This window comes from Schlesneria paludicola DSM 18645 (assembly GCF_000255655.1).
GTDB classification, from domain to species: domain Bacteria; phylum Planctomycetota; class Planctomycetia; order Planctomycetales; family Planctomycetaceae; genus Schlesneria; species Schlesneria paludicola.
The window spans coordinates 3385817-3404761 of sequence record NZ_JH636434.1; the positions used below are offsets into that span (position 1 = coordinate 3385817).

The window sequence follows — 18945 nt, forward strand, 5'->3', positions numbered from 1 at the left end:
TCGAGGAGACTTCCCCATGCAATCGCAATCCGTTCGTTTGCAACGACGGCATGGATTTACGCTGATTGAACTGCTGGTCGTCATCGCGATTATTGCGGCACTGGTTTCACTGCTGTTGCCTGCGGTTCAACAGGTGCGTGAGGCCGCCCGTAAAATGGACTGCCAGTCACACCTTCGACAAATCGCGATGGCGGTGCACCAATACTACGAAACCAATAATAGCCAGTTCTTCCTGCACCATCCGTTTGACGCCGACGTGATCGCGAATGGTCATGCTGCCGATTCGTTCGCGGAAGTCTATTGGGAAGACAAGATCATGCCGTTTATCGGCAGCGCCGCCGAATCGGAAGAAGGTCTCGCGAAGCAGGGGACGAATGTCGCGACGAACGTGATTTATCGATGCCTGTCCGACACGTCGATCCCCGCCCCTTACGTCGATCCCGACACTGGGACCGTCGAAGGATTGCAGCATCGCACCAGCTATCTCATGAATTCCCTTTTGAGCCACAAGTCTCGTCGCTATGGGTTCTGGAATTTTACGCGTTTCCAGGTAGAGATTGGACTCTCCAATTTCGTCTGCTTTGCCGAACGTAATGCAACGGCGTTCAGCCCGACCTCGGACAATGACCCGCGACAGGACGACTATGACATCTGGCTGGGCACCAAGATCATTCAGCCCTGGATGGCCTACAAACGCCACAACGGCGCGGCCAACTATCTTTACATGGACGGGCACGTATCGACGTTGCGGTTCGACGCTGCCATCATCGACATGTATCCCGATAAACAGGTCTTGATCGAAGACGGCAGCTATCCGAACTGAGTGACGAATCCATTCACGGCCATTGCAGTCGCGGAGTGATCAGAATCTGTACTATGTCTGTTCGGTGACGGTTCATGAAATCGCGGTGTCGCTCTCCTCGGGATGACAACGGTGAATTCTTCACCAGAACATGAGAAGAATTCACCAGCACACCGCCCCGGATCTGCGTCAGGCCCGACGTCAAAGGCGAGCGAGGAAAAGTCGATTCGTCTGAAACCGACAGTCATCGCGATTGTTACGTCAGATCTCGCCCACAGTGCGGTCGGGGTTCGCTACGTAGAACAATGAGGGCATAGGATTTGCGTTTTGGGGCGGTGTCAGACTGGGTGCGATGCCCAGCTCCAATTCCCCACGAATGCAATCAGGTGAACCATGCTCGTTTCGGTCTCGCGAATTTCGATGATCGCGCTCATCACATGCGCGCTTTTTGCGGATACTCCTTTGTTGGCTCAAACCGCGACCACTTCTGCAGTGGGACCGAATCGTGAGACTCTCCTGAAATCTCGCGAACGCGCCGTCAATTTTCTCAAAGCCAGCCAGGCGAAAGAAGGGTACTGGACCTCGCCCGATGCCTTGGGTGTTTCGGGACTGATCACCTACTCGTTGCTGCTGAGCGGAGTCCCCACCTCGGACCCGCAAATGGAAGCGGCCCTGAAATACCTGACCTCACATATCCAGCCTGACGGCGGAATCTACCTTCCCAAAAGCAACCATGGAAATTACGAAACGTCAATCTGCATGCTGGCTCTGGAAGTCATCAATAAGGACGGAAAGTACAACGACACGCTGAAAAAAGCTGAGCAGTACATTCGCAAGGTCCAATGGGATGAATCCGAGTCAACGCCACGCTCAGATGTGAAATTCGGCGGGGCTGGATATGGCAGAACAGGCGACCGCCCCGACCTTTCCAATACGGTTTTCTTTCTTGATGCCCTGCAAGCGGCCGGCGCCAAGAAGGACGACCCGGCCGTGCAAAATGCCGTCGTGTTCCTGTCGCGCTGTCAGAACCTGGAATCAGAACACAACACAACCGCCTTCGCGGCAAAGATCAACGATGGTGGCTTCTACTATACGCCGGCCGCAGGCGGCAGTTCACCCGCTGGCACGACACCTGAAGGTGGGCTTCGATCCTACGGAAGCATGACCTATGCAGGGCTCAAAAGTATGGTATATGCCGGCTTGTCACCCGATGACCCCCGCGTCAAAGCCGCAAATCAATGGATCACCAAGTTCTATTCGATCGACGAAAACCCGGGCATGGGGAAGCAAGGCCTTTACTACTATTATCTGATGTTCGCCAAAACCTATAGCGCACTCGAACTCGATCACGTCGTTGACAGTCAAGGAAAGTCCCACGATTGGCGGAAAGAACTCGCCGAAGTGATCTTCCAACAACAGCAGGATAGCGGCGCCTGGTTGAACAAGAATGATCGCTGGATGGAAGGGAATCCGGAACTGGCAACCGCCTATGTGCTGGTGGCCCTGAAAAACTGCGAACCGACAGCACCAAAATCGGCCAAATAAGCCTACAAGCGAGCGCTCGATGCCAAGCAGCACCGATTCCGATGCACGTTCGCAGCCTGCTGAAATCGAGACACCTCCAACGCCTGTTTCCCCTCCGGATCTTCGCGGTTGATCATTGGTCGCAATTCCGGTTTCATACTCCCGGACACAACCAACATCGCCGCGAAAATCCGTTTTGAATTGGGGAACGATTGATGACAATTCGACCTCTGTACGCCCTGATAATCATCTGGCTCGGCCTGTCCGGCGGTCTATTGCAGGCGGATGAAGCGTCTGCAAGTCATCCGCGACGCAATGTGATTTACATCACCTGGGACGGATTCCGCTGGCAAGAATTCTTCGGCGGAGCCCAGCAAACCTATCTCTCGAAGGACGCTGGTGTCGATAAGGTCGAACTCGTCACCACCAAGTACTGGCGCGAAACGGAGAGCGAACGACGTGAGGCGTTATTGCCGTTCGTCTGGAACACGATCGCGAAGCAGGGGCAGATCTTCGGCGATCAAACGCAACATGCCCCGGCCCGCATCGAGAACAAACACAAGTTCTCGTACCCCGGCTACAGCGAAATGTTCTCGGGATACCCGGACGATGAACGAATCAACTCGAACCAGAAGGTTCCAAATCCCAACATCACCGTACTGGAATTCTTGAACGGCAGACCAGGCCTGACTGGCAAAGTGAGTGCCGTCGCCACGTGGGATGTCTTTCCGTCAATCTTCAATGTGGAACGCTCGAAAATCTATGTCCATGCAGGGCTGGTTCCCGTCCCCACGACCGCTCCCACGGATCGTGAGCGAATGCTGAACGAGTTGATTTCCGATGCCGTGATTCTCTGGCATGACAATCAACTTGACACACTGACTATGCAGGCCGCCCGCGAGCACCTGCTGAAAGATAAGCCGCGCGTGCTATTCATCGGACTGGGAGAAACCGATGAATGGGGACATGCCCGGCGATACGACCGCTACCTGCACGCAGCCCATCGGGCGGATGACTTCGTGCGTCGCTTTTGGGAACTCGTACAATCGCTGCCAGACTATCGCGATCAAACGACGATCTGCATTGCGCCAGATCACGGACGTGGCTCGTCGATCCGAGACTGGACAGACCACGGTGCGAAGATCGAAGGTGCAGAATATATCTGGATGGCCGTCCTCGGCCCCGATACCCCCGCGATCGGCGTCAGAAGCGACGTCGAAGTCACACTCAGTCAGATTGCAGCAACGCTCGCATCGGCTGTCGGCGAAGATTTCACGGCCAGCAATCCCAAAGTCGCGAAGCCGCTCCCTGGGGCGATCCAACATTGATGCCGGCGTCGCCACCGAATCGTGAAGGAAACAATCTCTATCCGCTTAGAACTCGCCCAGAACTTCGGCATTGCCGCGGCTGCCGAGACCTTGCCACGTGGCCAGATTGATCGAGCTGGAGACGAACTGCGCGTGACCATCCGCGAACAGTGAGTGGACTCCACCCAGATGTTTGCTGTGAGCCGCAACGTTATGACTGAGACGACTCCACCAGTAAAAGTTTCGAGGACTGTGCGGTAAACCGCCCCGGCAATCAATCTGCGTATCGTTCGGTCCACGAATATGATTGTACATCGTGTGCCCGGGGGCTCCGTACAGAATTCGATTCCCTCTCGTAAGCTGCAATTTTCCGCCCGAGGCACAGTCGCTCGGATAGTTCAAAAGTTCGGGCCCCGCGTTCGTGTTGTTGTTTCCCGTGGTGAGCACAAAGCCGGTGGAGGGCGACACACCGTTCCAATTGCCTGAGGCATTCGTTGGATCGCTGAGATTCGAAAGGATCTGTTCGCTAAGGCAAACGGTTTGACTGGTTCCATCACTGATCGACGCGAACTTCACAAACGAGTTCTCAAAGAAGATGCCGGTCACTGGATTCCCCGAGGGGTTCCGGGGCGAAACCGAAAACGTCGTTCCGGTATTCATGACATAATTGGTGACGCCAGCGAACCCTGCCCCCTGCGCGAGCGATTTTGCCCCGGAATCGGACGGGCAGAGAAACACGGGTGGCTGAATGATGCTCATCCCATCATTCGCGCTCGTGTCAGGACCGTTGTTGAAATCGATCTGGTTGTAGATCACGCCTTGATCAAGCTGCGGCAGTAGCTGCGCGAACGCCGAGAAGCAATCCCCGCGTCCCGTTGTGGCATTTCCATTCGCCGACGCCGTCAAATCGTCCGTCGGCGACACATACACGATCCGCCCTGGCGGAAACCCGCCGAACGCATCGACGTAGTTATGCATCGCCAGCCCCAACTGCTTCAGGTTGTTCTTACACTGCGTTCGTCGAGCGGCCTCGCGGGCCTGTTGAACGGCAGGCAAGAGCAGCGCAATCAGCACTGCAATGATGGCGATCACAACGAGCAGTTCAATCAGTGTAAAGCCCCGTCTGGGATTGCGAGCGGGCATCGAGACTTCCTTCATCGAACCAAAATGACGGCACGTTGATCACGACCAACAACTTCGCGACGAACGCCACAATAGTCATTATTCGATCATACACATGTCACGATCTTGACATCAAGAATACCCAACGACTGATATCGCACAACAACATCGGCAGCTCCAGACGATCATCGCTTCGTTTTTCGAGAGGAGGACGGCGATCGCGGCTGCCCCGTCAACGGCAGCAACGGAATCCAGCCAGCCACGATTGATCGTTCGAGCTTCCCAACAACTTGCAGCACACCGATTTGACGCCGAGTTAAAGCGAGACAGCCACGTGGAACAACTTGGTTCCACGTGGCTGTCTCTGTCAACATTCCGTCAGACGCTGGCACGCCTTAAACTGGAGGAGGATTTCGCTCGGCAAATCCACGCTGATGCCAATACGGATAACAGAGCGGAGTCGTGCTGGCCGCATCCAGTCGCGCGACCTGTTCCTTCGTCAAATTCCAACCGACCGAGCCCAGGTTCTCTCGCAGTTGCTCTTCATTGCGTGCCCCCACAATGATCGTGGCAACCGTGGGACGTTGCAGAAGCCAGTTGAGCGCGACTTGCGGGATGGTCTTTCCCGATTCCGCCGCCACCTGTTCCAACGCATCGACGGCGTTGTACAACAGTTCGTCGGGAATCTGCGGACCGGCGTCGAGCGCCACTTTGCTCTGCAATCGGCTATCCTTCGGCAACGGTTGACCGCGACGAATCTTCCCGGTCAGTCGCCCCCAACCCAGCGGACTCCACACCACCGCCCCGACCTTTTGGTCGAGTGCCAGCGGCATCAATTCCCACTCGTAATCGCGACCGACAAGCGAGTAGTACGCCTGATGAGCGACATAGCGTGCCCAGCCGTACCGCTCCGAAATCGCCAGCGACTTCATTAGGTGCCATCCCGAGAAGTTGGAACAGCCGATGTATCGAATTTTCCCGGCACGCACCAATCCGTCGAGCGTCTCGAGCACTTCCTCAATCGGCGTAATCGCGTCGAATCCGTGCAACTGATAGAGGTCGATGTAGTCCGTCCCCAGCCGCTTCAAACTCGCTTCGACTGCCCGAATCAAATATTGCCTCGACGACCCGACATCATTCGGACCTGCCCCCGTGCGGAACGTGCCTTTCGTCGAGATCAAAACCTTCCCGCGTCGCTTCTTGATCGCTTCGCCCAGGATCTCTTCTGCCATCCCCTGCGAATAGACGTCGGCGGTGTCGAACATATTCAACCCCGCTTCCAGGCAGATGTCGACCAGTCGCGTCGCTTCCGCGACATCGGTCGCGCCCCACGCTTTAAAGAGTGGGCCCCCGCCCCCGAACGTCCCTGTCCCCAAGCTGAGCACCGGAACCTTGAAACCCGATCCGCCAAGTTGTCGATATTCCATGATGTTTCGTACCTCCTTTATGAGTTCGTCATGGCGCCTTCACAGGTTGACGCTGCGAAAGCAGGAATGCCATCAGCGAACGAAGCTCAGTCTCGTTCAGTTGTTCGGCAAAGTTCGAGGGCATGGGCGACAGGTTCGACAGTCGCTGCTCTTCGATATCTTCGCTACGGACGCGAACTTCTTTACCTTGATTGTCGCCAAGAATCACGGTCTTGCCTTCCTCGCGCAGCTTCAATCCTGTCACGACCAGACCATCTTTCGTCTCAATCACGGTTGCTCGGAATGCACCGTCGACGTTGCGATTTGGATCGAGCACATCCTCCAGCAAGCGGTCGATTCCACGGATTCCGACGCCGTCGAGTTGTGGCCCAACTTTACCACCTTGATCGCTGATCCGGTGACATGCAGTACACGACTTCTTAAAGAGCGCCGCTCCTGCTTCGATACTAGCATCGGAACTCACAAAGCTGCTGGAAAGCTTTGTGATTGTTGCCTTCAAACGGTCGTCCGCGGCAGGAAGACCATGGGTTAGGTCCTTGATTTTCTCATCGCGATCAGCAATGGGAACTGATGCCAGCCGATCAAGAACCGGCTTGTCCTGCAGCAACCGAGCCGACGCTCGTCCGGTCGCAATCAGCGTGAACAGTTGCTCGCCACCTTCGGGGGTCCCTGCGAGTGCCAGTGCAATCGGCTGCTGCAGGGGACCAGGAGCTGCTCGCAGCGCGGCCGCCAAGGCATCACGCGACTCTGGTGAATTCACTGAACCGAGCAATTGGGCGGATTGTGTCCGCAATGTGGAGGATTCGTTCGGATTTTGGACGAGAGTCGACAGAGCCCCCACTGCGGCATTCCGCGAAAGATTGAGAGCCGACTTCGCGGCCGCCAGACGAACCGGCGTGTCGATGCTGTCGTCCGTCACCATCCCCACAATCGTGGGGCCGAACTTTTCGAGCTTTAGTTGATCGGCCACCTGCACGGCCGTCGCCAATGCGACATCCGTAAAGGCAAAACCGGCCGTCGGTGCGGCAACGACAGAAGGCTCGAAACGCCCCACGGCAAGCCACGCATAGCCGCCTCCCGTGTCGGCATCAATGGCTTCGAACACAGCACGTTGGCCCGCCCAGCGTTTTAGATCCCATGCAACCTGATGGGCCACGTCATTTCGGGGAGGAAGTTCTTTCGCAATCACTTCTCCAGAATCCACAAGTTTTAATCGAACTTGATTCAGAGGTGCCCCTTCGGTGCCTGGATTCCCATTGTGTCCGCAGAGCCAGAACGTCAGCTTCTCGGGCAGGACAAACGGAGCCGAACGGAGCGTTCCCGTCAGATGCTCGCCTTTGACAATGCTATCGAAGAAGAGCGCATCGGCGGTTCCATCCGTTGAGTTACGCGGACGCACACCCCATGGGCTGGCAGTCGGTGCGGTGGCCAGTGGAACATTCTCCCAATGAGCGGGACGCGGCTGGCTCGGGTCGAGCAACTTGATTGCGAGTTGTTCGGCCCATTTCCCAAGTTCGCTGTCACGGCTCAACTTGTTTCCTCGTTGAATTAAGCCGTTGAACAGCGACTGAAACAGCGATGTCTGTCGCACCAGATCATTGGGGAACTTTTGCTGGATATAGACGGCAACCTCATCCAATCGCTGCGGACTGACGTTGCGCGCCACGTGCTGCAAGCTCTTTTCGACAACCGGCGTCGGTACATCGTTCTGACGCAGGTAGTCGAACGTGAACCAGGCGGCGGTTTCATTGGGAACAGCCAGCGCAATCTCAGCCACGCTTGCCAGCTCCGCTTTGTTCAGCGGAATCTTGGCAATCTGATCAACGGAGGTGGCCGTCCGAATTTGATTCCGCAAGGCGATCCGTGCTGCCTGAATCAATTGCATGTCTTCCGCGGGAGTCGACTTCCACAATTGTACCAGCGGCTGAACATTGACAGCGCCGGTATGTCGCCCCAACGCTTCGGCGGCGGCCCGCTTCACGAAGGGATCAGCATCCGCCGTGGCGGCTCGAACAAGACTGGAGAGTTGATCATTCCATTTGGGCAGTTCGGCCAACGCGCGAATCAGGTGAACTCGCACGAGACCAGCGCGGTCCTTGGAAAATCGTTGAATCAGCGAATCATCAAGCTGCCCGTTTCGCGCGAGCAACCACAGTGTTTGGACGCGTTCTTCCGCACGACGAGCCTCTTCATTGGCATCCGTCACGGCTGGTCGCTCCAGGCGAGCTCGTGTCTTTGCCAGACCTTCGGCCTTAAATCGCCGTTCAATTTCATTGCCCGCGAAATTGCGAACGGCGGTGTTTTCATCCGACAGGCGTTCAATCAAACCATCGAGTGCGACCTCGGTCAGGTTTGGCGGCACTGGCGGTTCAGACTTCTTGTCACCCGTGTAAATGATTCGCCAGATACGACCGCGATGTCGGTCGCGTTTGGGGTGCAGTAGATCAACTTCGTAGTGACCAATGATCGAATTGTAGAAGTCGCACACATACAGTGCACCATCCGGTCCCAGTTGCAGGTCGACGGGATGAAACCACCAGTCGTCAGTTGTCAGAAAGTCTTCGGGCTTCTCGATCCATGGGGATGAACCGCGCCATTGGGGCTTGTCACGATGAACGATGTTAGTGACGACATTTCCCACAAACATCGAACCTGCATATTGAGCTGGGAAATGATTCGACGCATACGCCACAATCCCGGCAATTCCAGTGGAGCCGTGATCATCTGAGGTCGTAATGGGGGCAAACCCCAGGCCGTCATGCGGTTTGCCGAAACTGTCGTAGTATCCGCCGCGCAACAGCATCGTGATCGGCTTCGAGTGACAATCGGCATTGAACAGATCGCCACGTGCATCGACGCACATTCCGAACGGATTCACCTGGCCCCAGGTCAGTTGCTCGATCGCGGAACCATCGGGACGAAACCGGTAAGTGTTTCCCGAATTCATCTGAAGGACAACCGGCCCTTCGCCCTTCAATTTGATCTTCGAATCGTTGCGGAACCCGTGGCAGGCATAGACCCAGCCGTCGAGGCCCAAACGAAATGCATTCTGGTTGCCGTGCGTATCGGCGAAATCAAAAGGACCGTACAGCACTTCTCGCTTGTCGGCCGTGCCATCACCATCGGTGTCCGTCAGCTTCCAGATGTTTGGGATCGACCAGACGATCGCTTCACGACCGTTCGGCATCGGTAGGATGCCAATGGGGATATTCAGTTTGTCGGCAAATTTCGAGACTTTTGTCGCGCGACCGTCTTTTCCAATTCCATCCAGAATGGTCAGCCCGTCTCGCGATTTTTCGGAATCGGCCGCAGCAAACGGGTACTCGACCGAGTGGGTCACCCATAACCGCCCCTTGGCATCGAACGCCAGATTCATCGGCTTTTGGATGTCGGGTTCTGAGGCGACCAGTTGAATTTCAAACCCTGGCGGCAGTTTGAATCTGGCTCGTTGCTCGTCAGGTGTCAGCGGATCAGCCTCCACGACAGGGGGGCCCGCGAAAACACGGCAAGTACTGCACACCAACACGACAAACGTCGCAACCCAGCGACGATCACAAACAAGGTTCTTTACGATCTTCTTCACTGCGATTCTCTCCATCAAAACGAGGGACCGCGAGTATAGCGTCTCGACCGATCTTTCTCCTGCCTGTGCACGATCACAAGAGCAGGGTGATTTCAAGAAATCAAAAGAGAGCCTTCTCAGTGCCCTCCGTGACTCAGTGGTGAAAACTCGACTCTGAATAGATGTCTACCACTAAGCCACGGAGGTCAGTGAGATTGAGGAATCAGGAACGCTGTGGGTTGGGAATCCGATTGAGGCAAAGTTACGATTTGGTGACCTCCGTATCCGTAGCCACCACTGAATTTGATTAAGGCATCACCGATGCGCCATTTCTGTTTCGTCTCCGTTGTTCTGGTACTGATCTGTTCCGTCATGGCGGACGACAAAACAAACAGCCCGCTGGTAACTCGTCAGCAAACCAAACTGAATCTGAAAGGCGCCGAGCTGATTCTGTCTGCAGCCCAAGCCAAGGCGACGGACATGAAGGTCGCGATGAACATCGCCGTCGTCGACGATGGAGGTCATTTGATCACATTCGCGCGGATGGACGGAGCCCGCCCGGCCAGTGTTCCCACAGCCCTTACCAAAGCCACCGCCGCCGCGACATTCCGCCAACCGACTGGGCCGCTGCCTGCGAATGGAGAACCCAACTTGCTGCTCAGCCTGGGTGTCCCCGCGGCGGCCGCGGCGAGCGGCGGGAAAATGACAACACTCAAGGGGGGAGTGCCGATCGTTGTCGACGGACAAGTGATCGGTGCCGTCGGGGTTGGCGGTGGGTCGGGTGAGCAAGACGCCGAAGTCGCTCAGGCAGGAATCAATATGCTCCTGAAAGCCCTCGCTGCCGACAGCAAAGCCCCATAGAACAACGCCACAATCAAGGTGTTCGGCGAACGAGCACTTGTCGGACGAACAATACCTCGCCCGCTCCTCTATTCGTATTCGCATGTGACAATGGCACACAACCGAGGCTGATGGGCCGGTTCGTATTGCGACTTTCGTGATCATTGAAGGTCGCCGTTAGCTTCAGCGTTCAACGAAGGGCCCGTGTCGAGGCGCGACGCGGGATATGGCTTCGTCGACTCCTCATTTCGCCAGGCCACTCGTGGCTTTCGCTGCGTCATCGATGGCTCGTTTTTCTTCCGCAGCACTCATTCGCAAATAGAACGGTGACGCCTTCCAGAAGTCGCTATCGTGCGCCCGGCCCGCATCGCTTGCAGATGTCAGCAGGTGATGTCCCAGCGATGCGATGACCGCAGCTCGTGGCTGAGACATCTCAGGTGCCGTCAGCCAGTGTGAGGCGATTTGGTCGGCATCGAGTTTCTTCAATCCCGGCCCAACCACAACGCGTTGTGCATGATCGCGAAGAAAATCCTCAACTGAAACGATTTGAATAGGCGATACCATTTGCCATTCGCCCGTCGGAAGACGTTGATAATCACCGGCAAACAGATCGTCTCGCTGGGCGTCTTCGACAACTGTGACTCGTTCAATCTGCCGCGGAACATTCTCGGCAATCGCCTGGAACGTATCGACCGAGATGAACTGACATCCGGTGGCATAGGCCAGTGTTTTGGCGCAGACCATTCCAACGCGCAGCCCCGTGAAGCTTCCCGGGCCCCGGCTGACTGCAACAGATGCGAGGTCGCGGGCGGTCAGCCCCTGCGCGGTCAAGAGTTCGCCAATATCCAGCACCAGCGCCTGCGCGTGACGTCGCCCCGTCTGGTTCAACGCCCGCTCGCCAAGACATTCGTGACCACGCAACAACGCAATCGAACCATCAAGGCCACTGGTTTCAATTCCAAGAACAAACATCGCATAATTTCAAAGAAGTCACAAAATTCGACATCAGCCCACACCATAACGAGTTCGTCACGCGGAATCACGGCGTTTGATGGCGTTTGGCTGCGACGCGATCGCGGAATGAGGGGTGTTCGCCATAACTGCGGTTCCCAAAGGGATCTCTTGAGGGAAATTGGCCCTCGTGGGCGGGATGCTCTGGACGGTGGCGGGTTGGACGGCGATGATAGAGTTCGGTTGTGACGGCGCGGTCACAACCGAATCTTTGTGTGGAATTGGGGTATGAACCGGAACAACACCACGAACCGACGCAGTCACGTGGGACAATTCGTCCTGCGAGCCTGTCTGATCGTGTCTCTCTGGCAGGCACCGGTCCCCTGGATTCATTCTCACGGAACGGAACCCGTCACGGTGGCCCGCGTGAGTGCCACGCAAGACCTGGTCCATCATCTGGCCCTGTTCCACCCGGCAGTCAATGCCGAGGCCGCCAAGGAATTGGGCTGGCATCTGCACTGGATTCTTCCGTGCTGGGGACACGCCCTGGACGACACTCCTGATGACGAATCGCCCGCAACGGAGGTCATGACCTTTGATCAAGCGACCGTTTCGTCGGCCGTGCCGGTACCGGCACCGGATGTGGTGGCCTCGTACTGTCCGCTGACTCTGGCACAGATCCACGTTGCCGGGCTGTGGCCGCGACTCTGCCATGAACGATTCGGAGAATTTTCGCAGCAGGGTTCCTGCTGCGTCCTGCGCTGTTGATACGGACTGAAAATGACGCGTGGAATCCAACGATTCCAAGAGGTTGTTTTTCTGTATCACTGCGACTCGTCCTGTCACGTTTCAGCATCTGAAAATTGAACGTCGAAGGCGGGTTCTTTCTTAAGAGACAGGTTTCATTATGAAGCGACGTTGGATCATCATCCCTCTCGCCGCCGTGGTGGTCGTCGCCGGGTATGCCGGCTTCCATTTTCTAGAATCGGCGGTTCATACAGGAAGTTTGCCAGCTGAAGCCGAAATCACCGGAGCACGCGAATCCGTCACGTTGTCACCCGAGAAATCTGAAGCCGCTGGAATCCACACCGAACCGGTTGTAACAAAAGAGCTACGGCCGCAGCGAATGGTCCCTGGGCGACTGGACTACAACGCCACGCGCCACGTTCAGGTGAAGTCGCCTTTCAATGGCCTGATTCGACGAATCGACGTCAAAGTCGGTGATCGCGTCACCGAGGGACAAGTGATGGCCGTCGTTGACAGCCCCGACCTCGGCGAACGACGTGCGGATGTGTTTCAGCGCGTCACCGACTTGCAGCAGGCCACGAATGAACATGATTGGTGGCATTCGATCCAAGCGAATGTCGACGAACTGGTGGCACGCTTGAAGGAATCTCAAGAATCACTGCCAGCCGACAAGGACGAAGCCGAGAAGATTGAGAAGGATTTCGCCGACAAACCGCTGGGCGACTACCGCCAGCAGGTACTTGGCGCGTATTCCCGGATGTGCCTGGACGCACAGCTCAGTACAAATATCAAATCGGCTGCAGCATCCGGTGCCGTTGCCGGACGCGCAAAACTGGAACTCGATACCGCACGTGATACCTCGCGGGCCAAATTCCTGGCGGTATGTGAACAAGCCACCTTTGATGTCAAACAGACTCATATCAAAGCCGAGTCCGCGATGAAAGATGCCGAACGGCGATTGGCCGTCGCACGGCAGCGACTCGACCTGTTCGTTGGTCAGACCCATGATGAACCTGTCGATTCGACAAGCGAAGCGATGCTCAGTACCTGGCCCGTGAAAGCCCCTTTCACGGCAACGGTCGAAGAGGTTCTGTTTGCCCCGCGTGAACGAATTCAAATGGGCGAAGGCCTGCTGCAAATCGCCGACGCGTCGCGGCTATGGGTTCACGCCGATATCCGTGAAAAAGACTGGTCGGCACTGTCGATCACGCCGGGTCAGCAAATCTCGGTGCAAACTCCAGCCCTTAAAGGGGAAACATTGGATGCGACTGTCGCGTTCGTCGGACGTACCGTTGCCCCCGAAACGCGAGCCGTTCCGTTAACCGCAGACATCGACAATCAGGCAGGTTTATTGCGACCGGGAATGTTCGTCCGAGTACTGTTACCAGACGGGAAACCACGGAAATGCCTGGCGGTTCCTCAATCGGCAATCACCGCCAACGAAGGACGGACGTTTGTCTTCGTCGAAACTGGCGAGCGTGAATACCACCCCCGCGATGTCAAAACAGGACTAAGCGTCGAACCCTGGATCGAGATTGTGTCGGGACTGGAGGCGGGCGAGAAAGTCGTCACAAAGGGAACGGCGATTCTGAAAGCGGAGCTCTTGTTGGAGCCCGAAGATTAGCGGCACCGCCATTTTTGTCCTGACTGCCCCGCCGCCCGATTCGTAGCGAAATCATCGACGTGCCAATCCAGGTTTGAAGCCTCATCTGAGGAAAGACCTTGTCGGCGCACACGCTTTTGACGAAGATTCCAACTCGGGTCGACATGGGGTCGACCCGAGTCGGATTTCCTCGGAAGCCTTCGCAACAGACGTCACATTTGTGATGCCCAGTCCTGTTGGTCGCCGCACCGATAGAAAACGTTATGGATAACGAATTGCCCGCGGCCGAATTGTCAAAGTCCGCGTCGTTGCGGTCCACTTCAACGACACCCATCTCAAAGCCTCACGATCCCGCATCGAGTCCACCTTCTCAGTCGACAGGCTGGGGCCGATGGATCGTCAACGCCGTGCTGATCGCGGGGGCTTTCGGAACAGGCTGGTATTTTGCCAATGCACGGCATGAACAGCATGAAAAAGAGAAGCTGCCTGCGGAAAGCGCAGCGACAAAAGAGCGTTCCCCGAACGTGGTCGTCACCGCGGAACAGGTAACGCATCGTTCGGTTCAACGCACGGTCGATGCGTTGGGAACACTCTATGGCTTCGAAGAAGTCCCAATCATTGCCCGCGTCGAAGGACGCGTTCGACGTGTGCTGCACGATGTCGCGGATCGAGTCCAACCGGGTGAACTGCTGCTGGAAATCGATCCCACCGACTACGACCTGGCGGTCCAGCAATCGGACAAGGCGATTCAAGTGGAACTGGCCAAGCTGGGACTGAATGAGCCCCCGAAATCGAAGCAGGATCTCGTGAACGTGCCGATTGTGGTCAAAGCCAAGTCGCTCATGGAACATGCAAAAACACGCGTCGATCGACTCAGCCGCCTTGCCCAGTCAAAAAACGCATCAGCCGAAGACCTGGACAACGCTTCCAGTGACTACCGCACGGCTCAAGCCGAGTACGACAATCAGGTGATTCAGGCCGAAGCGGGACTTGCCACAATTCAGTTGAAGCAAGTTGACCTGATGGTCGCACGCGAAAAACTCATCAACACTAAACTGAACGCTCCTTCTCCGACGATGGCGATTCCGGGCGTAGATCAGGTGACTTATGTGGTTTCGCAGCGTTCCGTCGCCGAAGGAACCGTGGTGCAACCCGGGACAGAGCTATTCCGGATAGTCATCAGCCAGACGCTGAAATTACGAGCGCCCGTACCGGAACGATTCGGTGCCGAGATTCAGAATGGACAAACCGTACAGGTCTTCACGGCATCCAGCGCAAAGCCGTATGCGGGAACCGTAACCCGAATCTATCCTACCGTCGATACGACCACTCGCACCTTTCAGGTCGAGATCCTCGTCCCCAATCCAACAGGTGAGCTCAAACCGGGCGGGTTTGCCAAGGCTTCGATCTTGACGCACGTCGATTCGCAAGCCGCCACAATTCCACTGGCCGGTCTGATGCAGTTCGCTGGCATCATCAAAATCTTTGTCATTGATCACGAACGGGCTCGCGAGGTTCCCGTCACCTTGGGCACCCAGACCACCGAATGGGTCGAGATTCTCAAACCAGAGTTACCTCCCGACACCCTGGTGATCACCAGCGGTCAAACGGCGATCGCCAATGAAACGCCCGTCACCGTTCGATCGGCAGACATCGACAATCGCCGCGATCACGCGGCGCCCCCCGCCACCAAACACGATGGGGCGGTCTCGAAACAATCGGCTGCAGGGACTCGCGAATGAACATTTCCGAGATCTGTATTCGCCGACCGGTTTTCACCTGGGTTCTGGTTGCAATCCCCGTCGTTTTGGGGATGGTTGCCTATAAGAGCCTGGGGGTCGATCTGTTTCCCAAGGTCGATCTTTCCGCCGTTTCCATCTCGGCTCATCTGGCCGGGGCGAGTGCGGAAGAAATTGAAACGACGGTTACGAAAGTGATCGAAGAGGCCGTCAACCAGGTCTCGGGAATCGACGAGCTGCGATCAACCACCCGTGAGGGCATGGTGACGGTCGCCATCCAGTTTCGGCTCGACAAAGACGGTGATGTTGCCGCCCAGGAAGTTCGCGACAAGATTTCGTCAATTCTGAATCAGTTGCCGCAGGGGATGGAACCGCCCGTGATCAATCGATTCGACCTGGACGCAGCCCCGATCATGACGATTGGCGTTTCCGGTCGGCGTGATGTCCGCGAAGTCACGGAAATCGCCAAACATCAGATTCAGGAACAACTGCAAACCGTACAAGGTGTCGGTGCGGTATTTATGTCCGGCGGACGAACCCGGGCCGTCAACGTGATCGTCAATACCGAACGACTGTCGTCATATGGTTTGTCGATCGAAGACGTCCGTCAGGCGCTGATCACTCAAAATCTTGAAGTTCCAGGTGGAATCGTCAATCAAAGCTCACGGGAACTCGTGCTGCGAACGCTGGGGCGGATGCAATCGGCGGCTCAGTTCAACGACCTGATCGTCGCGAATCGCGCGGGCTACACGATTCGCATCAAAGATATCGGTACGGCCGTCGATTCAGTGGAAGAACCTCGGGGTCTCAGCCGCCTCGACGGTCAGAACGCCGTCAGTTTGTTTGTTCAGCGGCAGTCGGGAACGAACACTGTGGCGATTTCTGACGCCGTTCAAATTCGGCTGGCCCGGATCAAAGAAGCACTTCCCGACGACGTGAAGGTTGAAATCATCCAGGATCAGTCTCGATTCATTCGCGAATCGATGGCCGAAGTCAATTTTCACCTGCTGCTGGCCGCGGTGCTGGTTTCGCTCACGATTCTGCTGTTCATTCGCGACTGGCGAACGACGGTGATCGCCACGATGGCCATCCCGACATCGATTATCCCGACGTTTCTGTTCATGCACTACATGGGCTTCACCCTGAACAACATCACGATGCTGGCGCTGATCCTTGCGATCGGAATCGTGATCGATGATGCGGTCGTGGTGCATGAGAACATCTTTCGGCATATGGAAGAGTTCGGCAAAGATGCATTCACCGCGTCGCGCGATGGGACTCGCGAAATCGCATTGGCCGTGCTGGCGACAAGTCTGTCGCTGGTCGTGATCTTCGTACCAGTCGCGTTCATGGGTGGGATCGTCGGCCGCTTTTTCAGTAGCTTCGGGCTGACCGTCGCTTTCGCGATTGTGATGAGTCTGTTCGTATCATTCACGCTCACTCCCATGCTGTGCGCCCATTTCTTGAAGCTCGAACCGCAAGAGTCCGGCCACGCTCAATCCAAGAATGGGGCGATCTACAGCGCCGTCGATAGGTTGTATGGCTGGGCTCTTGCCTGGTCTTTGCGACACCGATTCATCACCCTGACGATTTGCGTACTGGTGTTCTTCTCGACGATTCCGATCGCGTCGCGACTGGGAGTGAACCTTGTCCCGCGCGATGATCAAAGCGAATTCCAGGTGACGTATATCACTCCTGAAGGGTACACGCTGGAACGATCAAACCAGGTCCTGACTGAAATCGAAGGACGACTCGCACAGTTGCCGGGCGTCGTGCATCGATTCACGATTATCGGCCAGAACTCGGGCGCGGCGGGAAAAGGGCAGGGGGATGTGACCCGCGGTTCGATCTATTTCCGCATCAAGGAACTTGAAGAGCGTCAGTACAGCCAGTTCGAGGTGATGGGGCTCGCCCGCGCCATTTTGAAAGACTATCCGGATCTTCGAACGGCCGTGTCGGACGTTTCGGCGATTGGTGTGTCAGGCCAGGACAGCCGAACGTTTCAGATCAGTATCCAGGGGCCCGACATCGACAAATTGGCGATGTATTCGGCCGACTTTATGACGCGACTGCGCAAGATCCAGGGCCTGGTCGATGTCGACTCGACTCTCTCACTGCGTAAACCCGAGGTCCAGGTCATGATCGATCGGGATCGGGCCAGCGATCTGGGAATTCCCGTTCAGACGATCGCCAACAGCTTGAACGTCTTGGTCGGCGGCCAGATCGTTTCCCGCTACAAAGAAGGCACCGAGCAATACGACGTCTGGTTGCGCGCCGATAAACCGTTTCGAGCGACACCGCAAAGCCTTGAAAGCTTGACGCTTCCTTCTCCGACGGCGGGACAGGTTCAATTGTCGAGTCTGGCGAGCCTGATCGAAGCACGTGGTCCCAGTCAGATCGATCGCTTCAATCGTCAGCGAACCGTGACCCTGCTCGCTCATCCCGATGGAATTTCATTGAATGACGCCGTGCAACAGGCGCGGGCGATCCTGAAAGAACTGAAGCTGCCGCCGGACTATGAAGTCACTTTTGGGGGCCAGGCGAAGACGCTTGGTGAAACAGGCTATTACTTCATGGTCGCGCTCATCCTGAGTATTTTATTCATGTACCTGATCCTGGCCGCTCAGTTCGAGAGCTGGTTCCATCCCGTCAGCATTCTGGCCGCGCTGCCGGTGACAATTCCGTTCGGCCTGTTGTCGTTGCTAATGTTTCGGACTCCCATGGATCTGTATGCCATGTTCGGTCTGTTCATGTTGATTGGGATCGTCAAGAAAAACGGGATCTTGCAGATCGACAAGACAAACGAACTAAGGGCACACGGGCTGGAACGAACGGCGGCGATTCTCGAAGCCAATCATACGCGGCTTCGCCCGATCCTGATGACGACGGTGATGCTGATTGCCGCCATGATCCCGATCGCGCTCGGTCGCGGCCCGGGTGCTGGCGCTCGAGCGAGCATGGCCAAAGTCATTATTGGTGGTCAATCTCTAAGCCTGCTGCTGGCACTTCTGGTGACCCCCGTGACGTACGCCGTGATCGACAGTTTCGTTCAGTGGGTGGGCCGAGTCGTCAAACGTTTCCATCAAACCTCACGTGATTCGGTTCGAGATCCCCTCGTTCCCAAGCTTCCACTTGAGGGTCACCGTTAATTTCATTAATGGTCCTCGTTACCAAGCTCCTGTTTGGTAACGTCTCATACGATCTTGAACTCTGTCGAACAGGAAAGTGGTCGCGCCCCTCACAACACTTCCGCTGACGAGGAAGCGTTGCCAAGCGGGAACTGGCAGCGAGGACGCATCAATGGGGTCACATATCCTGCGA

The 18945-nt window shown here is 56.3% G+C and carries 12 protein-coding genes; 8 read left to right on the forward strand and 4 right to left on the reverse strand.

Annotated elements, in window-relative coordinates:
* Positions 1-16: 16 nt before the first annotated feature.
* The 3 genes from OSO_RS0116555 (at position 17) to OSO_RS43835 (ending at position 3654) form a co-directional block, all read left to right on the forward strand.
* Complete coding sequence (locus tag OSO_RS0116555) at positions 17-823, forward strand: DUF1559 family PulG-like putative transporter (RefSeq protein WP_010584348.1); 807 nt, start codon at positions 17-19, stop codon at positions 821-823.
* A 441-nt stretch (positions 824-1264) separates the two neighbouring features.
* A complete protein-coding gene (locus tag OSO_RS0116565) occupies positions 1265-2347 on the forward strand; it encodes a prenyltransferase/squalene oxidase repeat-containing protein (RefSeq protein ID WP_237729293.1) in 1083 nt (360 codons plus the stop codon).
* Between the two features lie 194 nt (positions 2348-2541).
* Positions 2542-3654 (forward strand): alkaline phosphatase family protein, encoded by a 1113-nt coding sequence (locus OSO_RS43835; protein ID WP_010584350.1) that lies wholly within the window; start codon positions 2542-2544, stop codon positions 3652-3654.
* Between the two features lie 45 nt (positions 3655-3699).
* On the opposite strand, the gene OSO_RS0116580 is transcribed toward OSO_RS43835, so the two are convergent.
* From OSO_RS0116580 to OSO_RS48120, 3 genes are all read right to left on the reverse strand, one after another.
* Entirely contained in the window at positions 3700-4776 is a 1077-nt protein-coding gene (locus tag OSO_RS0116580) for a DUF1559 domain-containing protein (protein ID WP_010584351.1), read from the reverse strand.
* A 374-nt stretch (positions 4777-5150) separates the two neighbouring features.
* Positions 5151-6182, reverse strand: a complete 1032-nt coding sequence (locus tag OSO_RS0116590; RefSeq protein WP_010584353.1) for an aldo/keto reductase — start codon at positions 6180-6182, stop codon at positions 5151-5153.
* Between the two features lie 28 nt (positions 6183-6210).
* Positions 6211-9765, reverse strand: a complete 3555-nt coding sequence (locus tag OSO_RS48120) for a PVC-type heme-binding CxxCH protein (protein ID WP_010584354.1) — start codon at positions 9763-9765, stop codon at positions 6211-6213.
* Between the two features lie 300 nt (positions 9766-10065).
* On the opposite strand from OSO_RS48120, the gene OSO_RS0116600 reads away from it, so the two are divergent.
* A complete protein-coding gene (locus tag OSO_RS0116600; RefSeq protein WP_010584355.1) occupies positions 10066-10605 on the forward strand; it encodes a GlcG/HbpS family heme-binding protein in 540 nt (179 codons plus the stop codon).
* A gap of 222 nt (positions 10606-10827) precedes the next feature.
* On the opposite strand, the gene tsaB is transcribed toward OSO_RS0116600, so the two are convergent.
* The gene (gene tsaB, locus OSO_RS0116605; RefSeq protein ID WP_010584356.1) at positions 10828-11556 is read right to left on the reverse strand and encodes a tRNA (adenosine(37)-N6)-threonylcarbamoyltransferase complex dimerization subunit type 1 TsaB; all 729 of its coding nucleotides are present in this window, start codon (positions 11554-11556) and stop codon (positions 10828-10830) included.
* Between the two features lie 267 nt (positions 11557-11823).
* Between tsaB and OSO_RS0116610 the strand changes: the two genes are divergently transcribed.
* The 4 genes from OSO_RS0116610 to OSO_RS0116625 all read left to right on the forward strand — a co-directional run bounded on the left by OSO_RS0116610 (position 11824) and on the right by OSO_RS0116625 (position 18773).
* Complete coding sequence (locus OSO_RS0116610) at positions 11824-12303, forward strand: hypothetical protein (RefSeq protein ID WP_010584357.1); 480 nt, start codon at positions 11824-11826, stop codon at positions 12301-12303.
* A 139-nt stretch (positions 12304-12442) separates the two neighbouring features.
* Complete coding sequence (locus OSO_RS0116615; protein ID WP_010584358.1) at positions 12443-13906, forward strand: efflux RND transporter periplasmic adaptor subunit; 1464 nt, start codon at positions 12443-12445, stop codon at positions 13904-13906.
* Positions 13907-14148: 242 nt separating this feature from the next.
* On the forward strand, positions 14149-15627 hold the full coding sequence (locus OSO_RS43845) for an efflux RND transporter periplasmic adaptor subunit (RefSeq protein WP_010584359.1): 1479 nt from the start codon (positions 14149-14151) through the stop codon (positions 15625-15627).
* The gene (locus OSO_RS0116625) at positions 15624-18773 is read left to right on the forward strand and encodes an efflux RND transporter permease subunit (protein WP_010584360.1); all 3150 of its coding nucleotides are present in this window, start codon (positions 15624-15626) and stop codon (positions 18771-18773) included. The genes OSO_RS43845 and OSO_RS0116625 overlap by 4 nt, the downstream gene beginning before the upstream one ends.
* Positions 18774-18945: the final 172 nt, after the last annotated feature.

Bases quoted from the DNA above. Each gene is read 5' to 3' on its own strand.
- OSO_RS0116580 (WP_010584351.1), bottom strand. From the start codon at position 4,776: ATGCCCGCTCGCAATCCCAGACGGGGCTTTACACTGATTGAACTGCTC.
- OSO_RS0116600 (WP_010584355.1), top strand. From the start codon at position 10,066: ATGCGCCATTTCTGTTTCGTCTCCGTTGTTCTGGTACTGATCTGTTCC.
- OSO_RS43845 (WP_010584359.1), top strand. From the start codon at position 14,149: ATGGATAACGAATTGCCCGCGGCCGAATTGTCAAAGTCCGCGTCGTTG.
- tsaB (WP_010584356.1), bottom strand. From the start codon at position 11,556: ATGTTTGTTCTTGGAATTGAAACCAGTGGCCTTGATGGTTCGATTGCG.
- OSO_RS0116615 (WP_010584358.1), top strand. From the start codon at position 12,443: ATGAAGCGACGTTGGATCATCATCCCTCTCGCCGCCGTGGTGGTCGTC.
- OSO_RS0116590 (WP_010584353.1), bottom strand. From the start codon at position 6,182: ATGGAATATCGACAACTTGGCGGATCGGGTTTCAAGGTTCCGGTGCTC.
- OSO_RS0116625 (WP_010584360.1), top strand. From the start codon at position 15,624: ATGAACATTTCCGAGATCTGTATTCGCCGACCGGTTTTCACCTGGGTT.
- OSO_RS0116610 (WP_010584357.1), top strand. From the start codon at position 11,824: ATGAACCGGAACAACACCACGAACCGACGCAGTCACGTGGGACAATTC.
- OSO_RS43835 (WP_010584350.1), top strand. From the start codon at position 2,542: ATGACAATTCGACCTCTGTACGCCCTGATAATCATCTGGCTCGGCCTG.
- OSO_RS0116555 (WP_010584348.1), top strand. From the start codon at position 17: ATGCAATCGCAATCCGTTCGTTTGCAACGACGGCATGGATTTACGCTG.